Origin of the sequence: Bradyrhizobium sp. B124, from assembly GCF_038967635.1 — a bacterium.
In the GTDB taxonomy this organism is placed as follows: Bacteria; Pseudomonadota; Alphaproteobacteria; order Rhizobiales; family Xanthobacteraceae; genus Bradyrhizobium.
In genome coordinates this window covers 267,840-294,600 of record NZ_CP152413.1, presented here as the reverse complement: position 1 = coordinate 294,600, position 26,761 = coordinate 267,840, and the positions used below count along the sequence as shown (strand labels likewise).

Sequence of the window (26,761 nt, the reverse complement as noted above, 5' to 3'; positions counted from 1 at the left end):
CGGCGGTCAGGCGACCGAGACGGCCCTCTCGCGATGCAACGACAGCAGTTTGCGGATTTCGACATCCGGCACCGGCCGGCTGAACAGAAAGCCCTGCATCTCGGTGCAGCCGAGGCTGCGGAGCAGGTTGCGCTGCTGCTCGGTCTCGACGCCCTCCGCGGTCGTCGTCATATCGCTCGCGGCAGCAATGTTCACGACGGCCTGGACGATCGTGGACGACGCGCCGGTCCCGGCGAGATCCTTGATGAAGGCGCGATCGATCTTGATCTTGTCGAACGGGAAGCGCTGCAGATAGCTCAGCGACGAATAGCCGGTGCCGAAATCGTCGAGCGCGATCCGGACGCCGAGCTCGCGCAGCTGATGCAGGATATCGAGCGCAGCCTCGTCGTCACGGATCAGCACGGCTTCGGTGATCTCGAGCTCGAGCCGCGAGGGCGCGAGCCCCGACGCCGCGAGCGCGGCGGCGACGTTCAGCGCCAGCGTCTGGCTTTTGAACTGGATCGGAGACACGTTGACCGCGACGTTGATGTGATCCGGCCAGTTCACGGCTTCCCGGCACGCGGTGTTGAGCACCCAGTGCCCGAGATCGTTGATCAGGCCGGTATCCTCGGCGACCGGGATGAAATCTGCCGGCGAGATGGTGCCGCGTTCGGGATGCCGCCAGCGCACCAGTGCCTCGCAACAGCTGACCCGGCCGTCCTCGAGATGGAGCAACGGCTGATAGTGCAGCTCGAAGCCGCCGTCGGCGATGGCCTGGCGCAATTCCAGTTCGAGGCTGCGCCGCGCCTTGGCACGCGCGTCCATGCCGGTTTCGAAGAACCGGTAGGTGCGGCGGCCATCGCTCTTCGCGCCATAGAGCGCGAGGTCGGCGTTGCGCAGCAATTGATCGAGGTCGAGGCCGTCGGCGGGCGCGACCGCGATGCCGATGCTGGCGTCGGTCGTGATCAGGTGCCCACTGCAATCGATCGGCTGGCGGATGGTCTGATAGATCGAGGCCAGCAGCTGCATGGTCTCGGTCTGATCGCGGACCGCAGTCTGGATCACGGCGAATTCGTCGCCGCCGAGCCGCGCCGCCACATCGGTCCCCCCGAAGCAGGAGCGCAGGCGTTCGGCGATGGCCCTCAGCAGCTCGTCGCCGATCTGATGGCCGAGCGCGTCGTTGACGCTCTTGAACTCGTCGATGTCGATATACATGACCGCGATCTGTTCATCGGGTCCGATCGTCTTCAGGGCCTGCTCGAGGCGCTGACGGAACAGCAGGCGGTTGGGCAGATCGGTGAGCGCATCATAGTGCGCCATATGCGCGATCTTGTTCTCGGTGCGCGTCCGCTCGGTGATGTCCTCGATGGTCGCCACCCATCCGCCCTCCGGCAGCGGCTTGTTGACGATCTCGATCGCGCGCCCGCCCGGCGCCTCGGTCAGCTGACGCGTCCCGCGGCCGAGCTTCACATTGCGGATGATGGCATCGCAGAATTCGTCGACGTCGCCATCGAACGAGCCGGTCTCCTGCCGGTGCGCGATCAGCCGCTGCATGGTGCAGCCGGGCTTCGCCACATCGGGCGAGAGCCCGAACATCTCGATGTAGGGACGGTTGCAGATAATGATGCGCGCCGACGCATCGTAGAGCACGAGCCCCTGTGGAATGTTGTCCACGGCGGTCATGAGATTGCGGCGTTCGGTGGCGAGCCGCGCGTCGGAGATTTCATGCCGCTTCAGCAACAGGAAGACGATCACGGCCATGATCGCGAAGGCCGCCATCAACAGGCCTTCGCGCTCGCTCCACTGCGCGGTCACGCTTCCGAACAGGCTGCCGACGAGCAGGCCGGCACAGAACGCCAGCCCCTTGGTCGAGCCGGCGTCGGCATTTCCTGACGATGAATTGCGGTGTTCGATGCGCACGCTGATCTCTCCCGGGCGCGGCATCGTTACGCAGCACTGGTGGAAAGGTCGTTACAACTCGCAGTTAGCAATCGGTTACGCGATACCTGGAGACAGGGCATAACACATCGCGCCGAAACCTCCGTAAACCTACGGAGCTGCCGATGCACTCCTCGAAGATGGTGAATCCCGCCTTAACGGAAAAACCGCGAAATAAACCCGGCTGTGCCGGAAAGCGACGATTTCGCCGACGATGGGCGCGACCGAGCGCAATCTCGCTGCACGATAGAAACAAATCGTCACCGGGAAGGTGTAGATTTAGCCGATGCGCAACCTCGGCGATTTAACGGTTTTTCCAAACCCGGGCGCGCATATTGGTCCGGACATTTAGATTTTGCGAACGAGCCAGGCTGGAACTGTGACATCCTTTGGACGTGTGATCTCTGTGCGCGGCTCGCAGGCCCGGGTTGGGCTGCTGACGGGCGGCCAGATACAGCTTTCAGAAATGCGCGCGACCGTCGGTCGGTTCGTCAGTATCCGCTGCGCGAGCTCGGTCATCGTCGCCATGATCACCGAAGTATCGTGCGAGAACCTGGCGGCGTCCGACGAATACATGGCGACCGCCTCGGTCGACCTGCTCGGCGAAATCCTCGGCGGCGACCGCCCGAAATTCCAGCGCGGTGTCACCCACTATCCGACCATCGGCGACAGCACCGATCTGATCACCAACCAGGAGCTGCGCACGGTCTATGCGCCGAGCGGCTCGGACCAGATCAATGTCGGCACGCTGCAGCAGGACCGTTCGGTTATCGCCTATGTCGACGTCGAGGAAATGCTCTCCAAGCACTTCGCGGTGCTCGGCTCGACCGGCGTCGGCAAATCCACCGGCGTGTCGCTGCTGCTCAACGAGATCCTAAAGTCGCGGCCGAACCTGCGCATCTTCCTGCTCGACGTGCACAACGAATACGGCCGCTGCTTCGGCGAGCGCGCGCAGGTGCTCAACCCGCGAAACCTGAAGCTGCCGTTCTGGCTGTTCAACTTCGAAGAGATCGTCGACGTGCTGTTCGGCGGCCGGCCTGGCGTGCCCGAAGAGCTCGACATCCTCGCCGAAGTGATACCGATGGCGAAGGGCATCTACACCCAGTACCAGAACTCCGACCGGGTCGGTCTCGGGCTCAAGCGGGTCGACCCCAAGCAGGTCGGCTACACCGTCGATACGCCGGTGCCCTATCGCCTCGTCGACCTGATCTCGCTGATCGACGAGCGCATGGGCAAGCTCGAGAACCGCTCCTCGCGCATCATCTATCACAAGCTGATCTCGCGCATCGACGCGGTGCGCAACGATCCGCGCTACGCCTTCATGTTCGACAATGCCAATGTCGGCGGCGATACCATGGCCGAGGTGATCAGCCATCTGTTCCGCCTGCCCGCCAACGGCAAGCCGATGACCATCATGCAGCTCGCGGGCTTCCCGGCCGAGGTCGTCGATTCCGTGGTGTCGGTGCTGTGCCGCATGGCGTTCGATTTCGGGCTGTGGAGCGACGGCGTCTCGCCGATGCTGTTCGTCTGCGAGGAAGCGCACCGCTACGCCTCCGCGGACCGCAACATCGGCTTCGGGCCGACCCGCAAGGCGGTGTCGCGCATCGCCAAGGAAGGCCGCAAATACGGCGTCTATCTCGGCCTGATCACCCAGCGTCCGGCCGAGCTCGACGCGACCATCATCTCCCAGTGCAACACGCTGTTCACGATGCGCCTCGCCAACGACCGCGACCAGGCGCTGCTGCGCTCCGCAGTGTCGGATGCCGCAGCCAACCTGCTGTCGTTCGTGCCTTCGCTCGGCACCCGCGAAGTGCTGGCGTTCGGCGAAGGCGTGGCGCTGCCGACCCGGCTGCGCTTCAAGGAGGTGCCGCCGCACCAGCTGCCGCGCGGCGAAGCCACCATCGCAACGGTGCCGTCGGTCACCGCCGGCCATGACATGCATTTCGTCAGCGCCGTGCTGGAGCGCTGGCGCGGCGCCACTTCGCATCGCGACACGCAGAGCGAGGCCAACTTCAACCCTCCCGCACCGCCGCGCACGGTAGCGCCCGCCGAAGCGCCGATGCTGCAGCCGTCACTGGGCCTCGATCCTGACCGCTTCTCGCTCCTGAAGAAGCCACTGCGCTGACGTCATTATGGCAGGGCGCCGATGCGCCTTGCGCCCAAGCCGTCATCCACTATGGTTTCGCGTGACGCCGCGTCCCCGCGGCACGCCGGAACCATCTCATGACGCAGCCGACCGCAAAACGCTTCCCGACGCCCGCTCTCGACAAGCTCCCCGAGGATATCCGCACTCGCATCCTGGCGGTGCAGGAGAAGTCCGGCTTCGTGCCGAACGTATTCCTCACGTTGGCCTACCGCCCCGACGAGTTTCGCGCGTTCTTTGCCTATCACGACGCGCTGATGGAAAAGGACTCCAGCCTCTCCAAGGCCGAACGCGAGATGATCGTGGTCGCGACCAGCGCCGCCAACCAGTGCCAGTATTGCGTGATCGCCCATGGCGCGATCCTGCGCATCCGCGCCAAGAACCCTGAGATCGCCGACCAGATCGCGATCAACTACCGCAAGGCCGACATCACGCCGCGGCAGCGCGCGATGCTCGACTTCGCCATGAAAGTCGGCCGCGCGGCCGAGGAAGTCTCGGAGGCGGACTTTACGGCGCTCGCCGGCCACGGCTTCAGCGACGACGACGTCTGGGACATCGCCGCGGTCGCGGCCTTCTTCGCGCTTTCGAACCGGCTTGCGAACGTCACCGGCATGCGGCCGAACGCCGAGTTCTACATGCTCGGCCGGCAGCCGAAATAGAGGACGCCTTGGTAGACTGGAGCGAGATCATCCTGCGTCTCGGCGCAGCTACTCTTGCCGGCAGCGCGATCGGGCTCGACCGCGATCTGCGCGGCAAGCCGATCGGGCTGAAGACACTGGGTCTCGTCAGCCTCTCGACGGCCACGGTCGTGCTGCTGGCCTTGCAGGCGGTCGATCCCGGGAAATTCACCGATGCGGTCAGCCGCGTGATCCAGGGTGTGCTGACCGGAATCGGCTTTCTTGGCGCCGGCGTGATCGTCCGGCGGGGCGACCGCTATCACGTCCACGGCCTGACCAGCGCCGCATGCGCGTTCTTCGCCGCCTGCGTCGGGATTGTCTGCGGCGCCGGACACTGGCCGATCGTCGTCACCGCGCTCGCGCTGGCATTCCTGCTGCTGACCTTAGGCAAGGGCACCGAGCGGTGGCTGCACCACGCGCTCGGCGGCAAGGAGGACCAACACGGACCGGAGGCCGCGCCCGGTCAGTCGTCAGATGCCGGCCCGCACCAGCCGGGCAAATAGATCGCGTCCTTGCTGCGGCCCAGCGCCAAGCCCTTCTCCAGCGCCTTGGCAAAATTGTTCTCCACCGTCTTGCGCGGGATGTGGCGGCGCAGGAAATCGGCCCACAGGAATTCGCTGAATGGCGTCGTGTCCTTGGCAAAGCCACCGGCCCGGCGCATTTCGCCGGCGAGGCTGCGGAACGGATCGTCCTTGAGATCCTTGATCGACCTCGGAATGTCCCTGAAGTGCCGGCGCTCGCCCTTGGAGTCGTAGGGATAGACCCACCGCTTGTTGTCCATCACGCCCCAGAACACGTCGCGTTCGACCATCGTGAGATCGCCGATCACCGTGACCAGGATGTCCTTGACGCCCTCCTCGTGCAGCGCCCGCGCCATATGATGGTGATCGACCACGTAGTAGCGATCGTCGGGACCGTGGACGACCGGGATCATGTGCTTGCCCAGCAGTTCGGCGCGCTTCTTGTCCGACTTATGCTCGCGCCAGCGCTTCCGCTTCTCCTTCACCTCTTGCATGCCGACCGTCATCTGGGTTGGTCGCAGCGACATGATCGGGACCGGTTTGACGTAGGGCTCGCGCGTATGGGCCATGATTTGTGCTCCCGTTTGACCGGCACTCCGGAATGGGTTCCATTATGACATGATGTCACAGGCAGGCGGAAGAGCCGGTTCGTCGGAATGGCACTGAGAGCAAGCGAACGCGTGAAGGCGCGCACGATCCGTTTCGGCAACCGCGAGGTCGTGACCGAGGGGTTGGAGCTCAGTTTCTGGGCAGACATCAGTCATCGCTGCATGACGGCATCCTGGCCCGCCTTTATTGGCGGTGCAGCATTGGTGTTCATCACCTTCAACGCCGTCTTCGCCCTGATGTATTGGCTTGGCGATCATCCGATCGCCAACGTGCCTGACGGCCAATACATCGACTACCTCTATTTCAGCATCGAGACACTTTCGACCGCGGGCTATGGCGACATGCACCCGCAGACGCATTACGGGCACTTCATCGCCGCCATCGAACTCTTCACCGGCATCTTCTCGATGTCGCTGATGACCGGGCTGATCTTCGCCCGCTTCTCGCGGCCGAGCGCGCGCCTGCTGTTCGTCGACAATCCCGTGATCTCGGACCATGAGGGCCAGCTCACGTTGATGATCCGCCTGGCCAACGAGCGGCACAACATCATCGCCAATGCCACCGCGCGGCTGTGGCTGTTCAAGAACGGCGTCAGCAAGGAAGGCATGCCATACCGCCGGTTCTACGAACTGCCGCTGCTGCGCAGCGAGAGCCCGGCGCTCGCGCTGAGCTGGACCCTGTTTCATGTGATCGACCAGGACAGCCCGCTCTACGGTCTCGACGCCGCGGAGCTGGAAGCCGTCAATGCCGGGCTCGGTCTCTTCGTGTCGGGCTATGACGACGTTGCAGCGCAAACTGTGCATGCGCGAAAATCCTACGAACATTCCGACGTCCGCTTCGGCCATCGCTATGCCGAGATCCTGAAGGCGACCGACGACGGCCGTCTGCGCATCGACTACAGTCGGTTCCACGAAACCATCGAAGGATAAATACCACCTCTGCGCGCATCAAGATTTTAGGTGTGAAGCGCAGCGAACATGCTAAACATAAGCGGCGACGCGACCGGACTGACAACAGTGAAGACGCAGCGGCCAATTTCCTCGGATGATGAGCACGTGGTGCTGAAATTCCGGCCGCGTACCTCGGTGCAGCCGCCCGGCAAGCGCGAGGAGGCGGTCCGATCGACCCGCTCGACTTCCGTCGCTCCTGTTTCCGTCGCCAACGACCTCTCCCGCTATGAGAAGCCGCGCGAGGAGCCGGACGATTTCCGCCAGCGCATGCTGGCCAACATCGCCGCCTTCGCCTTCACCGTGGCGCTCACCGCGATTGGTATCTGGCTCGCCATGAGCATCGCCGATTTGCGCAAGACCCAGGATTGCGTGCTGATGGGACGCCGGGATTGCGCGAAGATTACGGTGATGCCACGCACTTAGGCAGGCCGGAACCGTACCCAAAAACCGTCCTCGCCGGGCCGGCCAAGCTCCATTGAACTAACGGCCCTGCTCCGATATACGGGCACACGACTCCGGCAGCAGCAATCAGGCAATCCGGGGCACCGCGCCCGCCTCCTCCGAGCCGACCCGGAATTACCTTCAATATATCAAAGGCTTAATGATGTCATCCACATTCGAGCAGATCGCCAACATTATCGCGGAGACCTGCGACATCCCGCGCGATACGATCAAGCCGGAGAGCCACGCGATCGACGATCTGGGAATCGACAGCCTCGACTTCCTCGACATCGCCTTTGCCATCGACAAGGCCTTCGGGATCAAGATGCCGCTTGAGAAGTGGACCCAGGAGGTCAACGACGGCAAGGCCACGACGGAGCAGTACTTCGTGTTGCAGAATCTCGCCGACCGCATCGACGAGCTGGTTGCCGCCAAAAACGCGGGCACGGGCTCAGCCTCGTAATCGCCCATCATGCAGCTTGAAACTTTTCAGCTGATCGATCGGATTGTCGACCTCAACCTCGACGCGAAGACGATTGTCGTCGAGGCGGATGTCCCGCCGGACAGCCACTCTGTGTTCACGGGGCACTTCCCGGGCTACCCGATCATGCCCGGCGTGTTGCTCACCGAAGCAATGGCCCAGAGCTCGGGCTGGCTGATCCTCGGTCTGACCAAGTTCGAGCGCATGCCTTTCCTCGCCATGGTCAAGGAAGCCAAGATGCGTGGCTTCGTCAGCCCCGGCTCGGTACTGACGATCGAAGCCAGGATCGAACACGAAGGTTCAGGCTTCACCGTGACCTCGGCGAAGGTCCGCGTCGGCAAGGAGCTCAAGTGCAACGCCGAGCTGACCTTCCGTCATATCCCCTTCCCGAGCCCGGACTTGCGTGTGCACATGGATGCGCTCGCCAACAAGATCGGGTTTCCGCTGCAGGCAATGAGTCATGGCTGAGAAGGAAGTCTGGATCACCGGCGTCGGCCTGCTCTCCTCGCTCGGCGAGGGGCTGGATGCGCATTGGGAGGCGCTCGGCGCCAAGCGCGTCAATGCCGACGAGAAGCGTCTCGCGCCGTACGTGATCCATCCGATCGCCCCCGTCAGCTTCGACGCGCAGATCCCGAAGAAGGGCGATCAGCGTCAGATGGAGACGTGGCAGCGGATCGGCACCTACGCCGCCGGGCTGGCGCTTGATTCCGCCGGCGTCAAAGGCAATCAGGAAATCCTGTCGCGGATGGACATGATCATCGCAGCCGGTGGCGGCGAGCGTGACCTCAACGTCGACCTGGCGATCATGAACGCCGATGCGCAGGGCAAGCTGCCGCCTGCCGCCCTCAACGAAAAGCTGATGAACGAGCTGCGCCCGACGCTGTTCCTGGCGCAGCTCTCCAACCTGCTTGCCGGCAACATCGCGATCGTTCACGGCGTGTGCGGGACGTCGCGCACCTTCATGGGCGAGGAAGCCTCGAGCATCGACGCTGCGCGGATCGCCGTCGCACGCATCGGGGCCGGACAGAGCGACATCGCGCTGGTCGGCGCGGCCCATAATGGCGATCGCGGTGACCTCTTGATGCTCTATTCGTTCGGCGACTTCGCCCTCAAGGATCAATACGCCTCGGTCTGGGCCCGCCGAAACAACCCGGGCTTCGCCATCGGCTCTGCCGGCGTATTTCTGGTGATGGAATCGCGCGAGCACGCCGAGGCGCGCGGCGCCAAGCCGTACGCCAAGCTGACCAAGGTGGTCGCCGATCTTGCCAAGCGCAAGCAGCCCGGCGCAGTGACGAAGTCGCTGCAGGCGATGTGGCCGCAGCTCGGGGTCAGCAACGACAACGCGATGCTGATAACGGGCGCGACCGGCGCCGAACCTGCGACCGCCGAGGAGCGCGAATTCCTCGGTCAGCATCCCGGCCTTGCCGTGCGCGCCACCGGAACGACCTTTGGGCACACCATGGAGGCGCAGTTCCCGCTCGGGCTCGCGCTGGCCGCGTTGTCGATTTCCCGCGGCGCGCTCTATCCGGCCAACGACCCGACCGGGCTGGAGGTTGAAAAGACCGAAGCGCCAACCCAGATTGTCGTGTTGGGGGTCGGCCACTGGCAGGGCGAAGGTATGGCACTGGTCGAGGCCGTCAAGTAATTCGGCGCAAGCACCGACGGGGACACCATGACTGCACCACGCGATAAATTCGGCCGACCGATCGTCGTCGTGACCGGCATGGGAATCGTGACGTCGCTCGGCGGCGGCAAGACCGACAATTGGAAGCGCCTCAGCGCGGGCGAGTCCGGCATCAAGACGGTGACGCGCTTCCCGCTCGACAGCCTGAAGACGACGATGGCCGGCGCCGTCGATTTCGTCACCGTCGACCCGTTCTCCTCGACCAGCCTGTCGCAGCGCCTGGCGGAGATCGCGACCGAAGAAGCGCTGGAGCAGTCCGGCATCGGCAGCAAGGGCGACTTCCCCGGCCCGCTGTTTCTGGCGGTCGCGCCGATCGAGACCGAGTGGCCGCAGCGGCTCGAAGTGGCCCGCGAGGTTCCGACCAGGGACTTTGGCATCATCGACTATCTGGCGACCTGCAGCGGCGGCAAGTTCGCCCACTTCCACCGGCGCTTCACCTTCGGTTCGGTCGCGCTCAACCTTGCCGAGACCTTCGGCACCAAGGGGTCGCCGATTTCGCTCTCGACGGCTTGCGCGTCCGGTGCGACTGCGATCCAGCTCGGCGTCGAGGCGATCCGCCGCGGCGAAACCGATGCAACGCTGTGCGTCGCGACCGACGGCTCGGTCAATCCGGAAGCCCTGGTGCGCTTCTCGCTGCTGTCGGCGCTCTCCACACAGAACGATCCGCCCCAGGGCGCCTCGAAGCCGTTCTCGAAGAACCGCGACGGCTTCGTGATGGCCGAAGGCGCCGGCGCACTGGTGCTGGAGAGCTACGACGCCGCGATGGCGCGTGGCGCGCGCATCCTGGGCGTCGTCGCCGGCTGCGGTGAGCTCACCGACTCCTTCCATCGCACCCGCTCTGCCCCGGACGGCAAGCCGGCGATCGGCTGCGTGCGCAAGACGCTTGCTGACGCGGGCATGGAGCCCGAGCAAATCGATCACATCAACGCGCACGGCACTTCGACGCCGGAAAACGACAAGATGGAATATCTTGCGACCGCGGCGGTGTTCGGCGAACACACCAAAAACATTCCGGTGTCATCGAACAAATCGATGGTCGGCCACACCATCTCGGCCGCCGGTGCGGTCGAGGCGATCTTCTCGCTGCTCACGCTCGAGCATCAGCGGATTCCGCCGACCATCAATTACGAGGTGCCCGATCCCGCGATCCCGTTCGACGTGGTCGGCAACAAGGCGCGCGACGCCAAGGTGACCGCCGTGATGTCGAACTCGTTCGGGTTCGGCGGGCAGAACGCTTCGCTGATCCTGACGCGCGAGCCGGCCTAGCGCCCTCGCCTCATCAGATGAAACGCCTGCTCCTTCGCGCCCGCGCGCATCTGCGTGATGCCGCCAAGCCTGTGACCGATGCGGCGATCGGCGGGCTGACGATCGGCCTGCTGCGCACCACGCGCTATTTCGATCCGGAGAAGACCGCACGGTTCTTCGGCCGCGCCGCGCATTTCATCGGCCGCCGGCTGCGTGAGGATCGCATCGGCCGCGAGAATCTCACGGCCGCCTTCCCGGAAAAGTCACCGCAGGAGATCGAAGAGATCCTGACCGGCGTCTGGCACAACCTCGGACGCATCGGCGCTGAATTCGCGCACATCGACCGCATCTGGGACCACGATCCCCGGAATCCCGACAGGCCGGGCCGCGTCGAATTCTCGGCGCGCAGCAAGCAGCTGTTCGACCAGTTGCGTGACGACGGCAAGCCGGCCTTGTTCTTTGCCGCACATCTCGGCAACTGGGAGCTCTCTCCGATTGCCGCGGCGGCACATGGGCTCGATGCTACGATCCTGTTCCGGCGCCCGAACATCGAGGCCGCCGACCGCGCCATCGAACGCATCCGCGCAGTCAATCTGGGCACGCTAGTCCCGGCCGGCCGCGACGCGCCGCTCAAGCTGGCGCAGGCGCTGAAGAACGGTCAGCACGTCGCGATGCTGGTCGACCAGTATTTGACCAACGGCGTTCCCGTCACCTTCTTCGGCCGCAAGACCACCGCGAATCCGCTGCTGGCGCGCCTGCGCCGGCAGATCGATTGCCCGATCCACGGTACCCGGATCATCCGCCTGCCCGACGGCCGCTTCCGCGGCGAGGTCACCGAGGAAGTGAAGCCGGTGTTCGACGCGTCCGGCCAGATCGATATCCAGGGCACGATGCAGGCGATCACCGACATCGTCGAGGGCTGGGTCCGCGAATATCCGGATCAGTGGCTCTGGCTACACCGGCGCTGGCGGTAGGCGGAGACTGTCATTCGTCATTGCCAGCGAAGCGAAGCAATCCATCTCGCCACTTGCGGAACCGTGGATTGCTTCGTCGCTGACGCTCCTCGCAATGACGGCACGCTACCGCGACGAGAATGTCACTTCCCGGTCTTCACCCGCGTCCACAGCCGATTGATGATCCGCTGCGTCGCCGGATCGCGCGCCGTGATCACGAACAACTTCTTCTGCATCGCCTCGTCGGGATAGATGTTCTTGTCGTTGAAGATCTTCGGATCGATCAGCTTCTGGCTCGCCAGATTGCCGTTGGCGTAGGACAGGAAGTTCGAGTTCTTTGCTGCAATGTCGGGACGGTAGAGGTAGTTGATCAGCTCATAGGCTTCAGCGACGTTCTTCGCGTCCGCCGGAATCGCGAGATTGTCGAAGAACATCTGCGCGCCCTCCTTCGGGATCGTGTAGCCGATCTCGACGCCGGACTTGGCTTCCGCCGCCCGGCTGCGCGCCTGCATGATGTCGCCCGACCATCCGACCACGAAGCAGATCTCACCCGAGGCCAGCGCGCTGAGATATTCGGATGAATGGAATTTGCGCACATAGGGCCGGATCTTGATGACGAGATCGGCGGCCCTCTCGAGGTCAGGCTGCTTGGTCGAGTTCGGATCCAGCCCGAGATAGCTCAGCGCCGCCGGCAGGATGTCGTCGGCGGAATCCAGCATGTGGATGCCGCAATCCTTGAACTTGGCGAGATTCTCCGGCTTGAACACCATGTCCCAGCTGTCGATCCTGGCGTCGGGCCCGAGAATCCTCTCCGCCATCTTGACGTTGTAGCCGATGCCGGTGGTGCCCCACATGTAGTTGGCGCCGTAATTGTTGCCGGGATCGTAGGTCGCGAGCTGACCCGTCACCACCGGCCACGCATTGGCAAGGTTCGGCAGCTTCGACTTGTCGAGCTTGAGGAACACCTTCGCGGTGATCTGGCGTTGCAGGAAATAGCCGGTCGGCACCACGACGTCGTAGCCCGATTTGCCGGCGAGCAGCCGCGTCTCCAGCGTCTCGTTGGCGTCGAACGTGTCGTAGACCACCTTGATGCCGGTTTCCTTGGTGAAGTCCTCGAGGACGCCCGGCGCCATGTAGTTCGACCAGTTGTAGAAGTTGACCGTGCGCTCCTCCGCGCTGGCGGAGGCAGCGAACAACAGAACCGTGGCGACCGTACCAACAAGGTTGACGAGACCACGGCTCTGATTCTGCATTCTGGTCTACCTCTTGCGGCGGTGAACGGCGTCGGACAACCGCTCCAGCGCGGTGTCGAGCGTCGCGTCCTTCTTGGCGAAACAGAAACGCACGACCGACGTCACCGCATCCTGCTCGTAAAACGCCGACACTGGAATAGCCGCGACCTTGTAATCCTGCACAATTCGCCAGCAGAACTCCGCGTCGGTCTCATTCAAACCAAGCGGCGACAGATCGACGGTGAGAAAGTAAGTCCCCTGCGACTTAAGCACCGGAAAGCCGATGCTCTCGAGCCCCTTGGTGAGGCGGTCGCGGCTACGCGCCATGTCCTTGCGCATGTCGAGGAAATAATCGTCCGGCTTGCTGAGGCCGTACGCGACGGCCGCCTGCAGATTGGGCGCCGTCGTGAAGGTGAGGAACTGGTGCACCTTGGCAGCGACGCGCAGCAGCGGCGGCGCGGCGCAGACGAAGCCGATCTTCCATCCGGTCAGCGAGAAGATCTTGCCGGCGCTGCCGACCTTGATGGTGCGGTCGCGCATGCCCGGGATCGTGATCAGCGGGATGTGCTCGCGGCCGTCGAACACGACGTGCTCCCAGACCTCGTCGCAGATCGCGACCACGTCGAACTCCTGGCAGTACCGCGCCAGCAGTTCGAGGTCCCCGCGCGGATAGACCACCGCCGCCGGGTTGAGCGGATTGTTGAACAGCACCGCCTTGGTCTTGTGGTTGAAGACGCTGCGCAGCATCTCCTCGTTCAGCCGCCACGCCGGCGGTTCGAGCCGCAGCAACCGCGGAATGCCGCCGGCCTGGCGGATGATCGGCAGATAGGAATCATAGACCGGCTGGAAGCAAACCACCTCGTCGCCCGGCTCGACCACGGAGAGGATCGAAGAGGTCAGCGCCTCGGTACCGCCGGAGGTGACCATCACCTCGGTCATCGGATCGAGCTTGAGCCCGTGCCAGTGGCCGTAATGCGATGCGATCGCCTGACGGAGTTCCGGAATGCCCATCATCGACGGATATTGGTTGTAGCCGTTGATGGACGCGTCCGCGGCGGCGCGGCGGATGTCCTCCGGTCCGGGATCGTCGGGAAAGCCTTGGCCGAGATTGATGGCGTTGTTGTCGCGCGCAGCCTGCGACATCGCCTCGAAGATGGTGACGGGAAGGTCCGCGAAGACCTTGTTCATGGAGGTCATGTCAGCGATCAGCCGCCGGTCTTGGTGGGCAGTCCTGCCGCCTTCCAGCCGATGATGCCGCCCGCCAAATGCTTGTCGTAGGGCAGGCCCGCGGCCTGAGCCGCCAGCGAAGCCGTCACCGAGCGCTTGCCGGAGCGGCAGGCGAACACCACCTGCTTGCCCTGCGGATCGGGAATCGCCGCGGGATCGAACGTCGACAGCGGCACCACGACGCCATCGGGATAGGCCTCGACGGCGACCTCATTGGGCTCGCGCACGTCGACCAGGAGATAGCGGCCTTCCGCTATGCCCTTCGACACCTCATCCGGAAACAAATCTTCCACCTTGTGGTCCGCCACGGAAATATCCTCCCGACATCTGCTTGGGCGAGCGTCGCGCGGCTCGCCGGTCCGGGCCGCAAAGTCGCCTCTCGCGCGGAGAAAATCAAGCACCCGAAACGGGTTAGATGCCGCGCGGAAACGCTGGGTCGCGGCCCCTAGATCGTGACTTGCGTGCCGACCTCGACCACCCGGCCGGTCGGAATCTGGAAATAGTCAGTGGCATCGTTCGAGGAGCGGCTCAGTGCGATGAACAGATGGTCCTGCCAGCTCGGCATGCCCGAATGCGCCGCCGGCTTCAGCGCACGGCGGGACAGGAAGAACGAGGTCGACATGATGTCGAACTGCCAGCCGAGCTTGCGGGCGATCGCCAGCGTCTTCGGCACGTTCGGCTGCTCCATGAAGCCGAACTTCAGCGTCACCTTGGAGAAGGTCTCGGTCAGCTGCTCCATCCGCACCCGTTCGGACGGATCGATGCGCGGCGTCGGCGCCGTCTCGATGGTGAGGATGACGTTCTTCTCGTGCAGCACCTTGTAGTGCTTGAGGCTGTGCATTAGCGCGGTCGGCGCGCTGACGGGATCGCTGGTCAGGAACACAGCCGTCCCGGAGACGCGCTGCGGCGGCCGCTTCTCCAGCATCGCGACGAGATCGGCAAGCGGGAATTCCAGCTTGCGTGACTTCTCGAACAACAGCCGGCTGCCGCGCCGCCAAGTGTACATCACCACGATCATGACCCCGCCGAGCGCAAGCGGCACCCAGCCGCCCTCGAACACCTTGAGGAGATTGGCGGCCAGGAACGTGACGTCCAGGAACAGGAACGGCGCGACCAACGCCGCGGCGGCGATCGGCGACCAGCGCCAGACCTTCCAGATCACCACGAAGCCCATCATCGCCGTCACCACCATGGTGCCGGTCACGGAGATGCCGTAGGCCGAGGCCAGCGCGCTCGACGAGCGGAACATCAACACCAGCACAATGACCGCGATGAACAGCAACCGGTTGATGCGCGGCATGTAGATCTGGCCGGAATGCGCCTCCGACGTGTGGCGGATTTCGAACCGCGGCATCAGGCCGAGCTGGATCGCCTGCCGGGTCAGCGAGTAGGCGCCGGTGATGACGGCCTGGCTCGCGATCACGGTCGCCATGGTCGCAAGCGCGACCATCGGGATCAGCGCCCATTCAGGGAACATCAGGAAGAAGGGGTTCTCGATGCCCTTGGGATCGCCGATCAGAAGCGCGCCCTGCCCGAGATAGTTCAGCGCCAGCGACGGCAGCACGATGAACAGCCACGCGGTCTGGATCGGGCGTTTGCCGAAGTGACCGAGGTCGGCATAGAGCGCCTCCGCGCCGGTCACCGCGAGGAAGACCGCACCGAGCGTGATGAAGCCGATCACGCCGTGATGCAGCATGAACGACACCGCAAGGATCGGGTTGAACGCGTACAGCACCTCGGGGTGCCGCACGATCTGCGGCAGCGCCGCGATCGCGATCACGGCGAACCACACGCACATCACCGGGCCGAAGAACGCGGCGACGCGCGCGGTGCCGCGCGACTGCACCGCGAACAGGACGACCAGGATCACCACCGTGAGCGGGACGACATAGGGATCGAATGTCGAGGTGACGAGCTTGATGCCCTCGATGGCCGACAACACCGACAGCGCCGGCGTGATGACGGCGTCGCCATAGAACAGCGCGCCGCTGATGATGCCGAGCAGCACGATCGCGGCTCCGCCCTTGGTGACTGCGCGCTGCGCCAGCGCCATCAGCGCCAGCGTCCCGCCCTCGCCATTGTTGTCGGCACGCAGCAGGATCACGACATATTTGAGCGTCACGACCACGATCAACGCCCACAGGATCAGCGAGAGCACGCCGAGCACCGCATGCGCCGTCACGGCGCCCTCGCCGCCGGCAGCCGCGACGACGGCTTCGCGCAGCGCATACAGCGGGCTGGTGCCGATGTCCCCATAGACGACACCGATGCTGCCGAGCATCAGCGCCTTGAAGGTGGCGGTTGAATGCGCCTCGCCATGGCCGTTTGCCGCGGGCATTTCCGCCGCGGTGATCGCACTCTCGGATGACATGGGAAGCTGCGCCTCTGTCTTCTGCCGCACCGCACAATGCCGGGTCGCAGGCCTATACTCCCGGCAGGAATGCATAGGTTAGCCCGGATTCAGGCCTCCGCCATGCATATCACGCATAGATCACGGCTTTTCAACTGTAGAATCCGTTGCCGCATCAAATAGTTACCTGGGTACCCACTTCAACCACCCGGCCGGTCGGGATCTGGAAATAGTCGGTGGCGTCGTTGGCGGACCGGCTCATCGCGATGAACAGGTGGTCCTGCCACTGCGGCATCCCGGACTGGGCGGACGGCTTCAGCGACCGGCGCGACACGAAGAAGGAGGTCGACATGATGTCGAACTGCCAGCCGAGCTTGCGCGCGACCGCGAGCGCCTTCGGCACGTTCGGCGATTCCATGTAGCCGAAGCGCAGCCGCACCGCGGTGAACTTGTCGCTGACCTTCTCCATGGTGACGCGCTCCGACAGGTCGACGCGCGGTGTCGGTGCGGTCTCGATGGTCAGGATCACATTGTGCTCGTGCAGCACCTTGTTGTGCTTGAGATTGTGTAAGAGCGCGGTCGGCACGAAGCTCGGGTCGCTGGTCAGGAACACCGCGGTGCCCTTGACGAAATGCGGCGGCCGCTTCTCCAGGCTGTGGATCAGGTCGCGCAGCGGCACCTCGATGCGGCGGGTCTTGGCAATCAGGATCGCAGCGCCGCGACGCCAGGTCCAGATCATCGTCGCCATCACGACGCCGAACAGCAGCGGCACCCACGCGCCCTCGAACAGCTTCAAGAGATTGGCGCTGAAGAAGGTCATGTCGACGATCACGAACGGCAGGATCAAGGCGGCGGCCGACGCCACGCGCCAGTTCCACAGCTTCCAGATCACGATGAAGCCCATGATGCCATCAGCGACCATGGTGGTGGAGACGGCAATGCCGTAGGCCGAGGCGAGCCCGCTCGAGGTGCGGAACAGCAGCACCAGCAGCAGCACGCCGATCAGCAGCAGCCGGTTGACCCGCGGCAGGTAGATCTGGCCGGCATGGGTCTCCGAGGTGTAACGGACCTCGAAGCGCGGCAAGAGCCCGAGCTGCACCGCCTGGCTGATCAGCGAATAGGCGCCGGTAATGACGGCCTGGCTCGCGATCACGGTGGCAGCGGTGGCGAGCCCGATCAGCGGCAGCAGCAGCACCTCCGGCACCATGCGATAGAACGAGTTCTCGATCGCGGCCGGATCGGACAGCACCAGCGCGCCCTGCCCGAAATAATTCAGCAGCAGCGACGGCAGCACGAAGAACAGCCAGCCGGACTGGATCGGCTTGCGGCCGAAATGCCCGAGATCCGCATAGAGCGCCTCGCCGCCGGTCACCGCGAGAAACACAGCGCCCAAGGTCACCAAGCCAACGGTGCCGTGGGTCAGCAGGAACTGGATCGCGTAATACGGATTGATCGCCGCCAGCACCGACGGATCGTCCATGATGTGGACCACCCCCATGACCGCGAGCGAGGCGAACCACACCACCATCACCGGCCCGAAGGCGGAGGCGACGCGCGCGGTGCCGGTGCGCTGCACCGAGAACAGCAGCACGAGGATCAGGATCGTCAGCGGCACCACATAGTGCTCGAGATGCGGCGTGGCGAGCTTGAGGCCTTCGACCGCCGACAGCACCGAGATCGCCGGCGTGATCATGGAATCGCCGATGAACATCGAGGCGCCGACCACGCCGAGCGCGAGCAGCGGCCAGCTGCGCCGTCCGATCGCGCGCTGGCCGAGCGCCATCAGCGACAGCGTGCCGCCCTCGCCGTTATTATCGGCGCGCAGCAGCAGCAGGACGTATTTGGCGGTGACGACGGTGAACAGCGCCCACAGGATCAGGCTGAGCACGCCGAGCACCATGATGCGGGTCACCGGCTGGCCGTGCGCGGCGCCGCCGACCGCCTCGCGGAATGCGTAGAGCGGCGAAGTTCCGATATCGCCGAACACCACCCCGATGCTGCCCAGTGTCAGGGCCCAGAAGCCGGAGGTGCCTTGGCCCCTGCCTTGCCCCGTGCCTTGGGTCTCCTGAGCTTCGGTGGATGAGACGCTGACAGCCATAGCGAGGTTGGAACGCTCGATCGGTTGATTTTGATCCGCGCGGCTATCGACGCTTCCGCCTCGCCTGTCAACCAAGCAGCACGGCGAGCGACGGTAGCATGGTAACCCGGAGCTACGGCTTCAGATCCGGCGGCAATGGCGGATTTTCCCGCATCAACGTGATGGTCACGCGACGGTTCGCCGGCAGCGTCGGATCGTCGGGAAACAGCGGCTGGCCGTCCGCCTTGCCGGAAACCGCGAAGATGTGGGACGGCGGCAGCCCTTCCCGCTCCAGTATCTGCCGCACCGCATTGGCGCGGTCCGCGGACAGGTCGAAGGCGTCGTAATCGCTGCGCGCCGGCACGAAGCCTGCGGCCGTATGCCCCACGATCGCGATCCGCAGCGGCGTCGCCTTCAGCGGCGCGGCGAGCTTCTGGATCAGCCGGCGGGTGCGCTCATACGGCTCCCTGGAGCCGTCGGCGAACATCGAGCGGCCGTCCTGGTCGACGATCTCGAGGTTGAGCCCCTCCTTGGTCTCCTCGAACATGATGTTCTTGGAAATCTCGGTCAGCTCCGGCATGTCCTGCAGCGCCTGCCGCAGCGAGGCGGAGGCGAGCGCAAATTCGCGGTCGATCTTCAGCCGCGCGCCGTTGATCTGGCTGCGTTCCTTTTCGTCCGGCGTCGGATTGGCGGAGGACTCTTCCGGCGAGATGTGCTCGACATTCTTGAGCTTCGGCCGGGTCGGCAGGCCATCGGACTCGACGATGCCGGAATAGCGCACATTGGTCTGCACGCCGAAGGCGTCGCGCATCGAGCCGGCGACGATCTTCAGCTTGTTGTTGTCCATGGTGGAGAACGCGACGAGCATCACGAAGAAGCTCATCATCAGGCCCATCAGGTCGGCGAAGGTCACGAACCAGCCGTGACCTCCGGTATGGGCGTCGCCGCGCTTTTTCTTGGCCATCGCTGCTGTCCCGGGAGCGCCAGTCGGGGCCGTCAGGCCGGAACCGGCTCACCCTCCTCGTTGCGATGCTTCTCCGGCAGATAGGCCAGCAGCATCTCGCGCACCAGCGCCGGGCTCTTGGAATCGCGGATCATCAGGATGCCGTCGATGATCAGCGTGCGGTTGGTCTCCTCGTCGAGCAGCTTGCCGTGCAGCTTGTCGGCGATCGGAAGACAGAACAGGTTGGCCACCAGCGCGCCGTACAGCGTGGCGAGCAGCGCGGTCGCCATGAACGGGCCGAGCTTGGAAGGGTCGGTCATGTTGGCGAACATCTGCACCATGCCGATCAGCGTGCCGATCATGCCGAAGGCCGGCGCGCAGTCGCCGATCGCGCGATAGATCTTGCTGCCCTCGTCGAGGTGCATCAGGAAATTGTCGCGGTCGCGCTCCATGTTGTCGCGGATGAATTCGAGGTCGTAGCCGTCGGCGACGTAGCGGATGCCCTTGGCAAGGAACGGCTCGTCGGTCTCGACCTTCTCCAGGCCGACCGGGCCCTGCTTGCGGGCGATCTCGGCGATGCGGGCGAGCTCGTCGACGAGGTCGCGGGCCGACAGCCGGCTCATGGTGAAGGCAAACTTGGCGCCGAGCGGCAGCCCGTGCAGCATCACGCCGAGTGGAAAGCGGATCATCGTCGCCGCGATCGAGCCGCCGAAGATGATGATCATGGCATGTTCGGAGATGAACATGTGCAGGTCGCCGCCCATGAACATCATCACCGCGATGACGATGATGCCAGCCAATAGCCCGGCGCCAGTCATGATATCCATAGGAGACTCCAACGCGTACGCAACCTGCCCGTCCTGGACGGCGCGCAGCCCAGTGCGGGCCGCGTGGAAAACCCTAACGTTAACGCCATTAAGGACGCGTTACCGAATTTGGTAGGGATAACAACGGGTAAACGTCCGCCTTTTCGCGATGTCGTTGAAGATGCTGGCTTTCCGCATGGGACGCCGCCGCTGCATGCGCAAAAGGCCTCCCCGTAGAACAACGGAGATGCGATAGGTTTGCCAAGAGCGTTTTCGAGCGAAGTGGGTACCGGTTCGCGTGAAGAGAACGCGTCAACACAAGAATCTGGAGCTCCGTTCCGATTCAATCGGAATGGATAAGGCTCCAGAGGAAACGAACCAATGAGCAGGACAGGATGAAGGCGGTCGTCGTTGAGCAATATGCGCCTATCGATCAGATCGGGCTGAAGGAGATCGCCACGCCCGAACCCGGCCCCGGACAGATCCGCGTCCGGGTCCACGCCGCCAGCATCGGCTTCGTCGATGGGCTGAAGGTCGAGGGCCGCTACCAGACCAAGGATGCCCTGCCCTTTACGCCCGGTGCGGAATTCGCCGGCGTGGTCGACGAGGTCGCGGGCGACGTCGCCGGCATCACGCCGGGCATGCGGGTGATGGGCGCGGCGCGCTCGGGCGCGCTGGCCGAGTACATCGTGGTGCCGCCTGCCGCTGTCGAGGTCATGCCCGACGGCCTGTCGATGGAGGCCGCCGCGGCCTTCCGCACCAACTACCTTACCGCGCTGTATGCGCTCGCCGAGCGCGGCTCGCTCAAGGCCGGCGAGCAGCTGCTGGTGCTGGGTGCCGCCGGCGGCACCGGCATCGCCGCGATCCAGGTCGGCAAGCTGCTCGGCGCGCGCGTCATCGCCGCCGCCTCGACGGACGCGAAGCGCAGCTTCGCCGCAAGCTTCGGCGCCGATGCTGTCGTCGACTACACGAAGCCCGATTGGCGCGATGCGCTGAAGGAGGCAACCGGCGGCCATGGTCCCGACGTGATCTTCGATCCGGTCGGCGGCGAGGTCTCGCTGCAGGCGTTCCGCTCGATCGCCTGGAACGGCCGCCATGTCGTGGTCGGCTTTGCGGCAGGCCAGATCCCCGCTCTGCCGTTCAATCTGCCGCTTCTGAAGGGCGGCCTCCTGATCGGCGTCGACGCCGCGCAGATCGCGCGCCGCGAGCCCGAGGCACAGGCGCGCGTGATGACGCAATTGTCGGCATGGCTGAACAACGGCCGACTGACGCCTGTCGTCGGCAAGGTGTTCGAGCTTGAAGATTTCCGCGCGGCGTTCACGACGATGCAGACCCGCGCGGCGCTGGGCAAGATGGTGGTGCGGATCGGATCGTGAGAGAGGCACCGCTATCGCCTCATCCTCGCTGTCGTCCCTGCGAAAGCAGGGACCATAACCACAGAGTGGTGTTGTTGAGATGAGCTGCGGCCACAGCTCTGCAATCCAATTCGCATTCGTGGTTATGGGTCCCGGCTCAAGGCCGGGACGACGCTGAATTTGTTGCACGGCCTGTGAGTCATACTTCCGCGTTCTCGCGACATGATTTGTCCGAGGCTTGCGCTTCATTCCGCCCTCTCCTCTCGCAGAGGGCGCAGGGAAAGCCGGGTGCCGATCGCACCCATGGGTCCCGCGTAGTAAAAAACGCGGGAGGTAGGACCACAGGTGTAACCGGAAACAACCCGGCTTTCCCTGCGCGATGGGTTACGGCTTATTTCGTGCTCTCCCCGGCGAGACTGGGCTTGCTTGTCACCGCCCTCGCAAAACGCTTACGCGTTTTGCGAGAGGACACCGGCCGCTAGGGCGTCAGGACCACACGACTTCACCGTCCGCGTCACGCGCACTCGTCAGTTGCGCACTCAGCGTCCACCGCATCTCAACCCACGTTCGTGACGACCGCGAAGCGCCCCTCGTGTCGGGTGAGACGGGCGTATTGAACATCTGAGTTGGGTCCGGCGTCAAGTCAAATTCTGAAAAGCCGAACGATCCAAACCATGGCTTCGCAACTCGTGGGATGGGTAGAGCAAAGCGAAACCCATCACTGGCGCCGCGGAAGGGAATTGATGGGTTTCGCTGCGCTCTACCCATCCTACAATTTCCTGATCCGGCACGGCCCCTTGGGTCACCCGAGCGCGCCGTCCCAACGCTGCCATTGCATCGCAGGAACCAACACCGCTGCGGTGCATTGACAGTTCACCCATCGGTTGAGAGGTAATATGCCGCCCGTATCGGTATCCGCGCCGATCCTGTAGCATTCCTGTCCGCCGAAGAGCCAATTAGCCGTCATCTGTTGTGTTTCAGGATTCTTCCCTTGGCACTTTTTGCATATCGAACATCCAGTACCACGTCCCGATCGCGCGGGCTAACCGCCGTCGCCTGAGACGCGCGATGAAGATGGACAAGGCCACCTGGTACGTCTCGTTCGCCATCAGAACCCCTGACGCCGGACACCACCGCTTCGCGCGCCAGACCCGCACCTTCACGACCGAGCAGGATGCCAAGGCGTTTGCCCGCACCCTGCTTGTGCAGACTCAAGACGTCAGCGCCGGAACGATCAACCCGCACACGCCGAGACGCGTGATCGCACCGGCTGCGATCGCGGCCTGGGCCGGCGAGAGCTGAGGCTTGCGTCCCCTACAGGAAGCGTGACGGCGCGAACGGCTGCAGCGGAATCTCCGGCACCTTGCCGCTGAGCAATTGCGCGACCAGCCGGCCGGTGCGGGCCGAGCCGACCAGGCCGACATGGCCATGGCCGAACGCATAGACCACGTCGCGCGAGGCGCGGCTATGGCCGATGCAGGGGCGCCCGTCCGGCATGCTCGGGCGATGGCCGAACCAGGTCTTGATCCACGAGGGTGGAATGTCCTTCGGCAGCTTCGGGAACATGCTGAAGAGATGCTCGCGCAGGATCTCGGCGCGCCTCCAGTTGGGCTCGGCGTCGAGCCCCGCGATCTCCACCGTGCCGGCGGCGCGCAGGCCCTTGTCGGTCCAGTTGACCACCATCTTGGCGTCCGAGGCCATCATCGAACTGCGCGGTCCGGATTCCGGATTCTCGATCATGACGTGATAGCCGCGCTCGGTCTCGAGCGGCAGCGGGTCGCCGATCGATGCGGTCAGTTGCTTCGAGCGCGCACCGGCCGCGACGACCGCCGCATCGCAGGCGATCTCGCCGCTCTCGGTGACCACGGCGACGAGCCGGTCGCCCGCGAGCTTGAGGCCTGTGGCCTTGGCAGCAACGCGCACGGCGCCGTTCGCGATCGCGTGCGCGGCGAGCGCTGCGACGTAGGCGCCGGGATCGCGGCAGCGGCCGGCCTCCTCCACCACGACGCCGAACTTGTAGCGCCGATGCAGATCGGGCTCGCGCTGGCGCATCTCGTCTTCATCGAGCTCCAGCCATTCGATGCCGACGCGCTTGCGGATGCGCCAGCCGAGGTCGCGGTCGAACGGCGCACGCGAGGGAAACACATGCATCACCCCGCGCCGCTCAATCAGTTCGGGCACGCCGGCTTCCTCGGCGAGCTGCCGGTGCAGCAGCGGCGCGTCCTTCAAGAGATCGCGCATCGCCCGCGCGGTGGCCTCGACCTGCGCCTCGGTCCGGCTCGACAGCAGATACTTGATCAGCCACGGCAAGGCCTTCGGCAGATACGACCAGCGGATTGCAAGCGGCCCGAGCGGGTCCATCAGATAGAACGGCACCTTCTTCCAGGTGCCCGGCTCGGCCGGCGGGATCACCGAATGCGACGACAGCCAGCCGGCATTGCCATAGCTCGCCGCCTGGGTGCCGCCGGGCTCGCCCGGATCGATCAGCGTGACACGATGGCCCGCGCGCAGCGCCTCGATGGCGCTGATCACGCCGACCGCGCCGGCGCCGATGATCGCGACGTGACGGCCGGCGGACTCTGCCATCAGCGCGCGGCCTCTTGCTTGGGCATGATCTCTCCTGAAAACCGCTTCACACTTTTCCGGATCATGCCTGCGGCACAAAATCCTTGCCGACCGACAGCGCGCGCTGATCGACCAGGCAGTGCAGGATTGCTGGCTTGCCGGAGGCCAGCGCCCGCTCGAACGCCGGCGCGAAGTCTTCGGTGCGCTCGACCCGCTCGCCATGGCCGCCGAACGCCTTGGCATAGAGCGCGAAATCCGGGTTCTTGAGCTGGGTGCCGACGACGCGGCCGGGATAGTCGCGCTCCTGATGCATGCGGATGGTGCCGTACTGCGCGTTGTCGATGACGACGACGATCAGCGGCGCGTCATACTGCACGGCGGTGGCAAACTCCTGCCCGTTCATCAGGAAGCAGCCGTCTCCGGCGAATGCGACGACGACGCGATCCGGATGCTGCCGCTTGGCCATCACCGCCGCCGGCACGCCGTAGCCCATCGAGCCCGAGGTCGGCGCGAGCTGCGCGGCGAACGTGTGGAAGCGATGGTGGCGATGGATCCAGCCGGCGTAATTGCCGGCGCCGTTGCAGACGATCGCATCCTTCGGCAGCCGATCGCGCAGCCAGGTCACGACCTCGCCGTACTGGAAGTGGCCCGGCAGCTCGCGCGGCTTGTCGGTCCAGGCCAGATAATCCGCGTGCGCCTTGGCCGCCTCGCCCTTCCAGGCGGGCGCGGCTGCGGGCTTCATGCTCTCGACCGCGGCGGCGAAGGCCGCAGGCGTCGCCTGGATCGCCAGCGCCGGCTGGTAGACGCGGCCGAGCTCTTCGGAGCCCGGATGCACATGAATGAGCTTCTGGCTCGGTGTGGGAATGTCGAGCAGCGTGTAAGACGACGACGGCATCTCCGACATGCGGCCGCCGATCAGGAGAATGACGTCGGCGCCGGTAAAGCGATCCCTGAGCTTCGGGCTCGGGCCGATGCCGAGATCGCCGGCATAATGCGAATGGTCGGCGTCGAACAGCGAGGCGCGGCGGAACGAGGTCGCGACCGGCAGGTCGAAGCGCTCGGCAAAGCGTGCGATGCCCTTGGCCGCCTCAGGCGTCCAGGCCGAGCCGCCGAGCACCACGATCGGCGCCTTGGCGCCGGCGAGCATGCTGCCGAGGCGTTCGAGATCCGACGGCGCCGGCCAGCTCTGCGCAGGCTCAACCTTCGGCGCGTCGGCGACCGCTGCGGTTTCCGTCAGCATGTTCTCCGGCAGCGAGATCACCACCGGACCGGGGCGGCCCTGCAGCGCCACGCGGAAGGCGCGCGCGACCAGTTCCGGAATGCGGTCCGGACGATCGATCTCGACCGCCCATTTCGCCATGGTGCCGAACACCGCCTTGTAGTCGAGCTCCTGGAACGCCTCGCGCTCGCGCATGCCGGTGTCGACCTGGCCGACGAACAGGATCATCGGGGTGGAATCCTGCATCGCGATGTGCACGCCATGCGCGGCGTTGGTCGAGCCCGGGCCGCGGGTGACGAAGCAGATGCCGGGACGCCCGGTGAGCTTGCCGTAGGCCTCCGCCATCATCGCCGCGCCGCCCTCGGCGCGGCAGATCACGACGTCGATCGGGCTGTCATGCAGGGCGTCGAGCGCCGCCAGATAGCTCTCGCCCGGCACGCAGGTGACGCGCTCCACCCCCTGCGCGACCAGCTGGTCGATCAGGATCTGGCCTCCGGTGCGGGCGTTGCTTTTGGTCATGAGGGCTCCCTGCGGCATTGGGGCGCGCTTGCGGCTCGCGCGGAACGTGGTCCGACGGGGGTATGATAGACGGGATTATGGCGCAAGGCCGAAGCCCCCTCTGGCGAGCGAAGCGGGCGCAAGCCATGCGATAGGCAATGGGCATCGCGCTTTCGTCGTCGATTTCCGCAGAGCGGACGATCGCCGGCGGGATCCGCGCGGCCCGGCCGGAGAGCGGGTAGGTAACTTCCGCCGACTTCAGGACGCCCTCGCCGTCAGCTTGCGCACGACATGTTCCGTCGCCGGTCGCAAGTTCGATCGGGTATCGCGGCGCCTGAATCAACCTGTGCGTGTTTCTTTCAACAGTAACCCATCGGCGACGCGGCAGCCTCGTGGTCGTCACGCGGCACCAACCGTCGCAGCAGCGCGCACACATGAGAGACGATCCACGGGCATCGCAAAGACCGACGGCGCTCGGCCGCCGCACGGGACGCGAGAAAGCCAGCGCGCTGCGGCGCGCGTGACAACAGCGTGGCACAAACTGCATGCACCATCGCGTCATATGCACGATAGCAATCGTTCGAAGCGCGCGCGTGTGCTTCCGTAAGACTACGGTGCAGCGATCGGTCGCTTCGCACTGTTCGATGCAGGATCGCGCGGATTTTGCGGAAAATCGCAGTCCAGCGCGTCGATTTCGGCTGCACTCATTGCACGCATCGCGCGTTCGGTCTTGCGCGATCGCGCGCGGCACACTGCATGCACTTCTTGATGGAACTCGAATCGCCTACGGTTTCGTGCAGTCACAAATTGTAAATCGTGTATCGCACCTGCCCGCCGTCCCGCGGCGGAAGGCGTTCTGCTGCCGATC

Annotated in this window: 22 protein-coding genes and 1 pseudogene; 12 read left to right on the top strand and 11 right to left on the bottom strand. The window is 64.8% G+C overall.

Annotated elements, in window-relative coordinates; all coding sequences use genetic code 11:
* Positions 1 to 6: 6 nt before the first annotated feature.
* A pseudogene (locus tag AAFG13_RS01215) lies at positions 7 to 1,782 on the bottom strand (EAL domain-containing protein); the annotation flags it as partial.
* A gap of 514 nt (positions 1,783 to 2,296) precedes the next feature.
* Here AAFG13_RS01215 and AAFG13_RS01210 point away from each other — a divergent pair.
* The 3 genes from AAFG13_RS01210 (at position 2,297) to AAFG13_RS01200 (ending at position 5,240) form a co-directional block, all read left to right on the top strand.
* Positions 2,297 to 4,042, top strand: coding sequence for an ATP-binding protein (locus tag AAFG13_RS01210; protein WP_212315113.1), 1,746 nt, complete (start codon positions 2,297 to 2,299; stop codon positions 4,040 to 4,042).
* Between the two features lie 98 nt (positions 4,043 to 4,140).
* Positions 4,141 to 4,719: a peroxidase-related enzyme gene (locus tag AAFG13_RS01205; protein ID WP_342710882.1), complete on the top strand. Its 579-nt coding sequence runs from the start codon at positions 4,141 to 4,143 to the stop codon at positions 4,717 to 4,719.
* Positions 4,720 to 4,727: 8 nt separating this feature from the next.
* Positions 4,728 to 5,240: an MgtC/SapB family protein gene (locus AAFG13_RS01200; protein ID WP_212315117.1), complete on the top strand. Its 513-nt coding sequence runs from the start codon at positions 4,728 to 4,730 to the stop codon at positions 5,238 to 5,240.
* Here the strand turns inward: AAFG13_RS01200 and AAFG13_RS01195 are convergent.
* The gene (locus AAFG13_RS01195) at positions 5,201 to 5,827 is read right to left on the bottom strand and encodes a ParB-like protein (RefSeq protein ID WP_212315119.1); all 627 of its coding nucleotides are present in this window, start codon (positions 5,825 to 5,827) and stop codon (positions 5,201 to 5,203) included. The two genes, AAFG13_RS01200 and AAFG13_RS01195, sit on opposite strands and share 40 nt — an antisense overlap.
* Before the next feature lie 87 nt (positions 5,828 to 5,914).
* On the opposite strand from AAFG13_RS01195, the gene AAFG13_RS01190 reads away from it, so the two are divergent.
* The 7 genes from AAFG13_RS01190 to AAFG13_RS01160 all read left to right on the top strand — a co-directional run bounded on the left by AAFG13_RS01190 (position 5,915) and on the right by AAFG13_RS01160 (position 11,642).
* Positions 5,915 to 6,796, top strand: coding sequence for an ion channel (locus tag AAFG13_RS01190; RefSeq protein WP_212315121.1), 882 nt, complete (start codon positions 5,915 to 5,917; stop codon positions 6,794 to 6,796).
* A gap of 87 nt (positions 6,797 to 6,883) precedes the next feature.
* Positions 6,884 to 7,240, top strand: a complete 357-nt coding sequence (locus AAFG13_RS01185; RefSeq protein WP_212315484.1) for a hypothetical protein — start codon at positions 6,884 to 6,886, stop codon at positions 7,238 to 7,240.
* Positions 7,241 to 7,421: 181 nt separating this feature from the next.
* Positions 7,422 to 7,721, top strand: a complete 300-nt coding sequence (locus AAFG13_RS01180) for an acyl carrier protein (RefSeq protein ID WP_021081038.1) — start codon at positions 7,422 to 7,424, stop codon at positions 7,719 to 7,721.
* A 9-nt stretch (positions 7,722 to 7,730) separates the two neighbouring features.
* Positions 7,731 to 8,207 carry a 3-hydroxyacyl-ACP dehydratase FabZ family protein gene (locus tag AAFG13_RS01175; RefSeq protein ID WP_092112914.1) on the top strand — a complete coding sequence of 159 codons (477 nt, stop codon included), beginning with the start codon at positions 7,731 to 7,733 and terminating at the stop codon, positions 8,205 to 8,207.
* Complete coding sequence (locus AAFG13_RS01170) at positions 8,200 to 9,384, top strand: beta-ketoacyl-ACP synthase (protein WP_212315123.1); 1,185 nt, start codon at positions 8,200 to 8,202, stop codon at positions 9,382 to 9,384. Before AAFG13_RS01175 ends, AAFG13_RS01170 begins: the two co-directional genes overlap by 8 nt.
* A 27-nt stretch (positions 9,385 to 9,411) precedes the next feature.
* Complete coding sequence (locus tag AAFG13_RS01165; protein WP_212315125.1) at positions 9,412 to 10,689, top strand: beta-ketoacyl-ACP synthase; 1,278 nt, start codon at positions 9,412 to 9,414, stop codon at positions 10,687 to 10,689.
* A gap of 17 nt (positions 10,690 to 10,706) precedes the next feature.
* Complete coding sequence (locus tag AAFG13_RS01160; protein WP_212315127.1) at positions 10,707 to 11,642, top strand: lipid A biosynthesis lauroyl acyltransferase; 936 nt, start codon at positions 10,707 to 10,709, stop codon at positions 11,640 to 11,642.
* A 122-nt stretch (positions 11,643 to 11,764) separates the two neighbouring features.
* On the opposite strand, the gene AAFG13_RS01155 is transcribed toward AAFG13_RS01160, so the two are convergent.
* The 7 genes from AAFG13_RS01155 to AAFG13_RS01125 form a co-directional block, all read right to left on the bottom strand.
* A complete protein-coding gene (locus AAFG13_RS01155) occupies positions 11,765 to 12,874 on the bottom strand; it encodes a polyamine ABC transporter substrate-binding protein (protein WP_342710881.1) in 1,110 nt (369 codons plus the stop codon).
* A 6-nt stretch (positions 12,875 to 12,880) separates the two neighbouring features.
* Positions 12,881 to 14,050, bottom strand: coding sequence for an aminotransferase (locus tag AAFG13_RS01150; RefSeq protein WP_342710880.1), 1,170 nt, complete (start codon positions 14,048 to 14,050; stop codon positions 12,881 to 12,883).
* Positions 14,051 to 14,058: 8 nt separating this feature from the next.
* Positions 14,059 to 14,388 (bottom strand): rhodanese-like domain-containing protein, encoded by a 330-nt coding sequence (locus tag AAFG13_RS01145; RefSeq protein ID WP_016848419.1) that lies wholly within the window; start codon positions 14,386 to 14,388, stop codon positions 14,059 to 14,061.
* A 137-nt stretch (positions 14,389 to 14,525) separates the two neighbouring features.
* Complete coding sequence (locus tag AAFG13_RS01140; protein WP_342710879.1) at positions 14,526 to 16,451, bottom strand: potassium transporter Kup; 1,926 nt, start codon at positions 16,449 to 16,451, stop codon at positions 14,526 to 14,528.
* 154 nt (positions 16,452 to 16,605) lie between these two features.
* A complete protein-coding gene (locus AAFG13_RS01135; RefSeq protein WP_212315135.1) occupies positions 16,606 to 18,528 on the bottom strand; it encodes a potassium transporter Kup in 1,923 nt (640 codons plus the stop codon).
* Between the two features lie 112 nt (positions 18,529 to 18,640).
* The gene (locus AAFG13_RS01130; RefSeq protein ID WP_097672457.1) at positions 18,641 to 19,471 is read right to left on the bottom strand and encodes a flagellar motor protein MotB; all 831 of its coding nucleotides are present in this window, start codon (positions 19,469 to 19,471) and stop codon (positions 18,641 to 18,643) included.
* A gap of 32 nt (positions 19,472 to 19,503) precedes the next feature.
* Complete coding sequence (locus AAFG13_RS01125) at positions 19,504 to 20,277, bottom strand: MotA/TolQ/ExbB proton channel family protein (RefSeq protein WP_029078588.1); 774 nt, start codon at positions 20,275 to 20,277, stop codon at positions 19,504 to 19,506.
* A 374-nt stretch (positions 20,278 to 20,651) separates the two neighbouring features.
* Between AAFG13_RS01125 and AAFG13_RS01120 the strand changes: the two genes are divergently transcribed.
* A complete protein-coding gene (locus AAFG13_RS01120) occupies positions 20,652 to 21,632 on the top strand; it encodes an NADPH:quinone oxidoreductase family protein (protein WP_342710878.1) in 981 nt (326 codons plus the stop codon).
* A 1,047-nt stretch (positions 21,633 to 22,679) separates the two neighbouring features.
* The gene (locus tag AAFG13_RS01115; RefSeq protein WP_212315139.1) at positions 22,680 to 22,913 is read left to right on the top strand and encodes a hypothetical protein; all 234 of its coding nucleotides are present in this window, start codon (positions 22,680 to 22,682) and stop codon (positions 22,911 to 22,913) included.
* A gap of 12 nt (positions 22,914 to 22,925) precedes the next feature.
* Here AAFG13_RS01115 and AAFG13_RS01110 read toward each other — a convergent pair whose 3' ends face one another.
* Both AAFG13_RS01110 and AAFG13_RS01105 read right to left on the bottom strand, forming a co-directional pair.
* Positions 22,926 to 24,197: an FAD-dependent oxidoreductase gene (locus tag AAFG13_RS01110; RefSeq protein WP_342710877.1), complete on the bottom strand. Its 1,272-nt coding sequence runs from the start codon at positions 24,195 to 24,197 to the stop codon at positions 22,926 to 22,928.
* Positions 24,198 to 24,258: 61 nt separating this feature from the next.
* Positions 24,259 to 25,914, bottom strand: coding sequence for a thiamine pyrophosphate-binding protein (locus tag AAFG13_RS01105; RefSeq protein ID WP_212315142.1), 1,656 nt, complete (start codon positions 25,912 to 25,914; stop codon positions 24,259 to 24,261).
* Between the last annotated feature and the right edge of the window lie 847 nt (positions 25,915 to 26,761).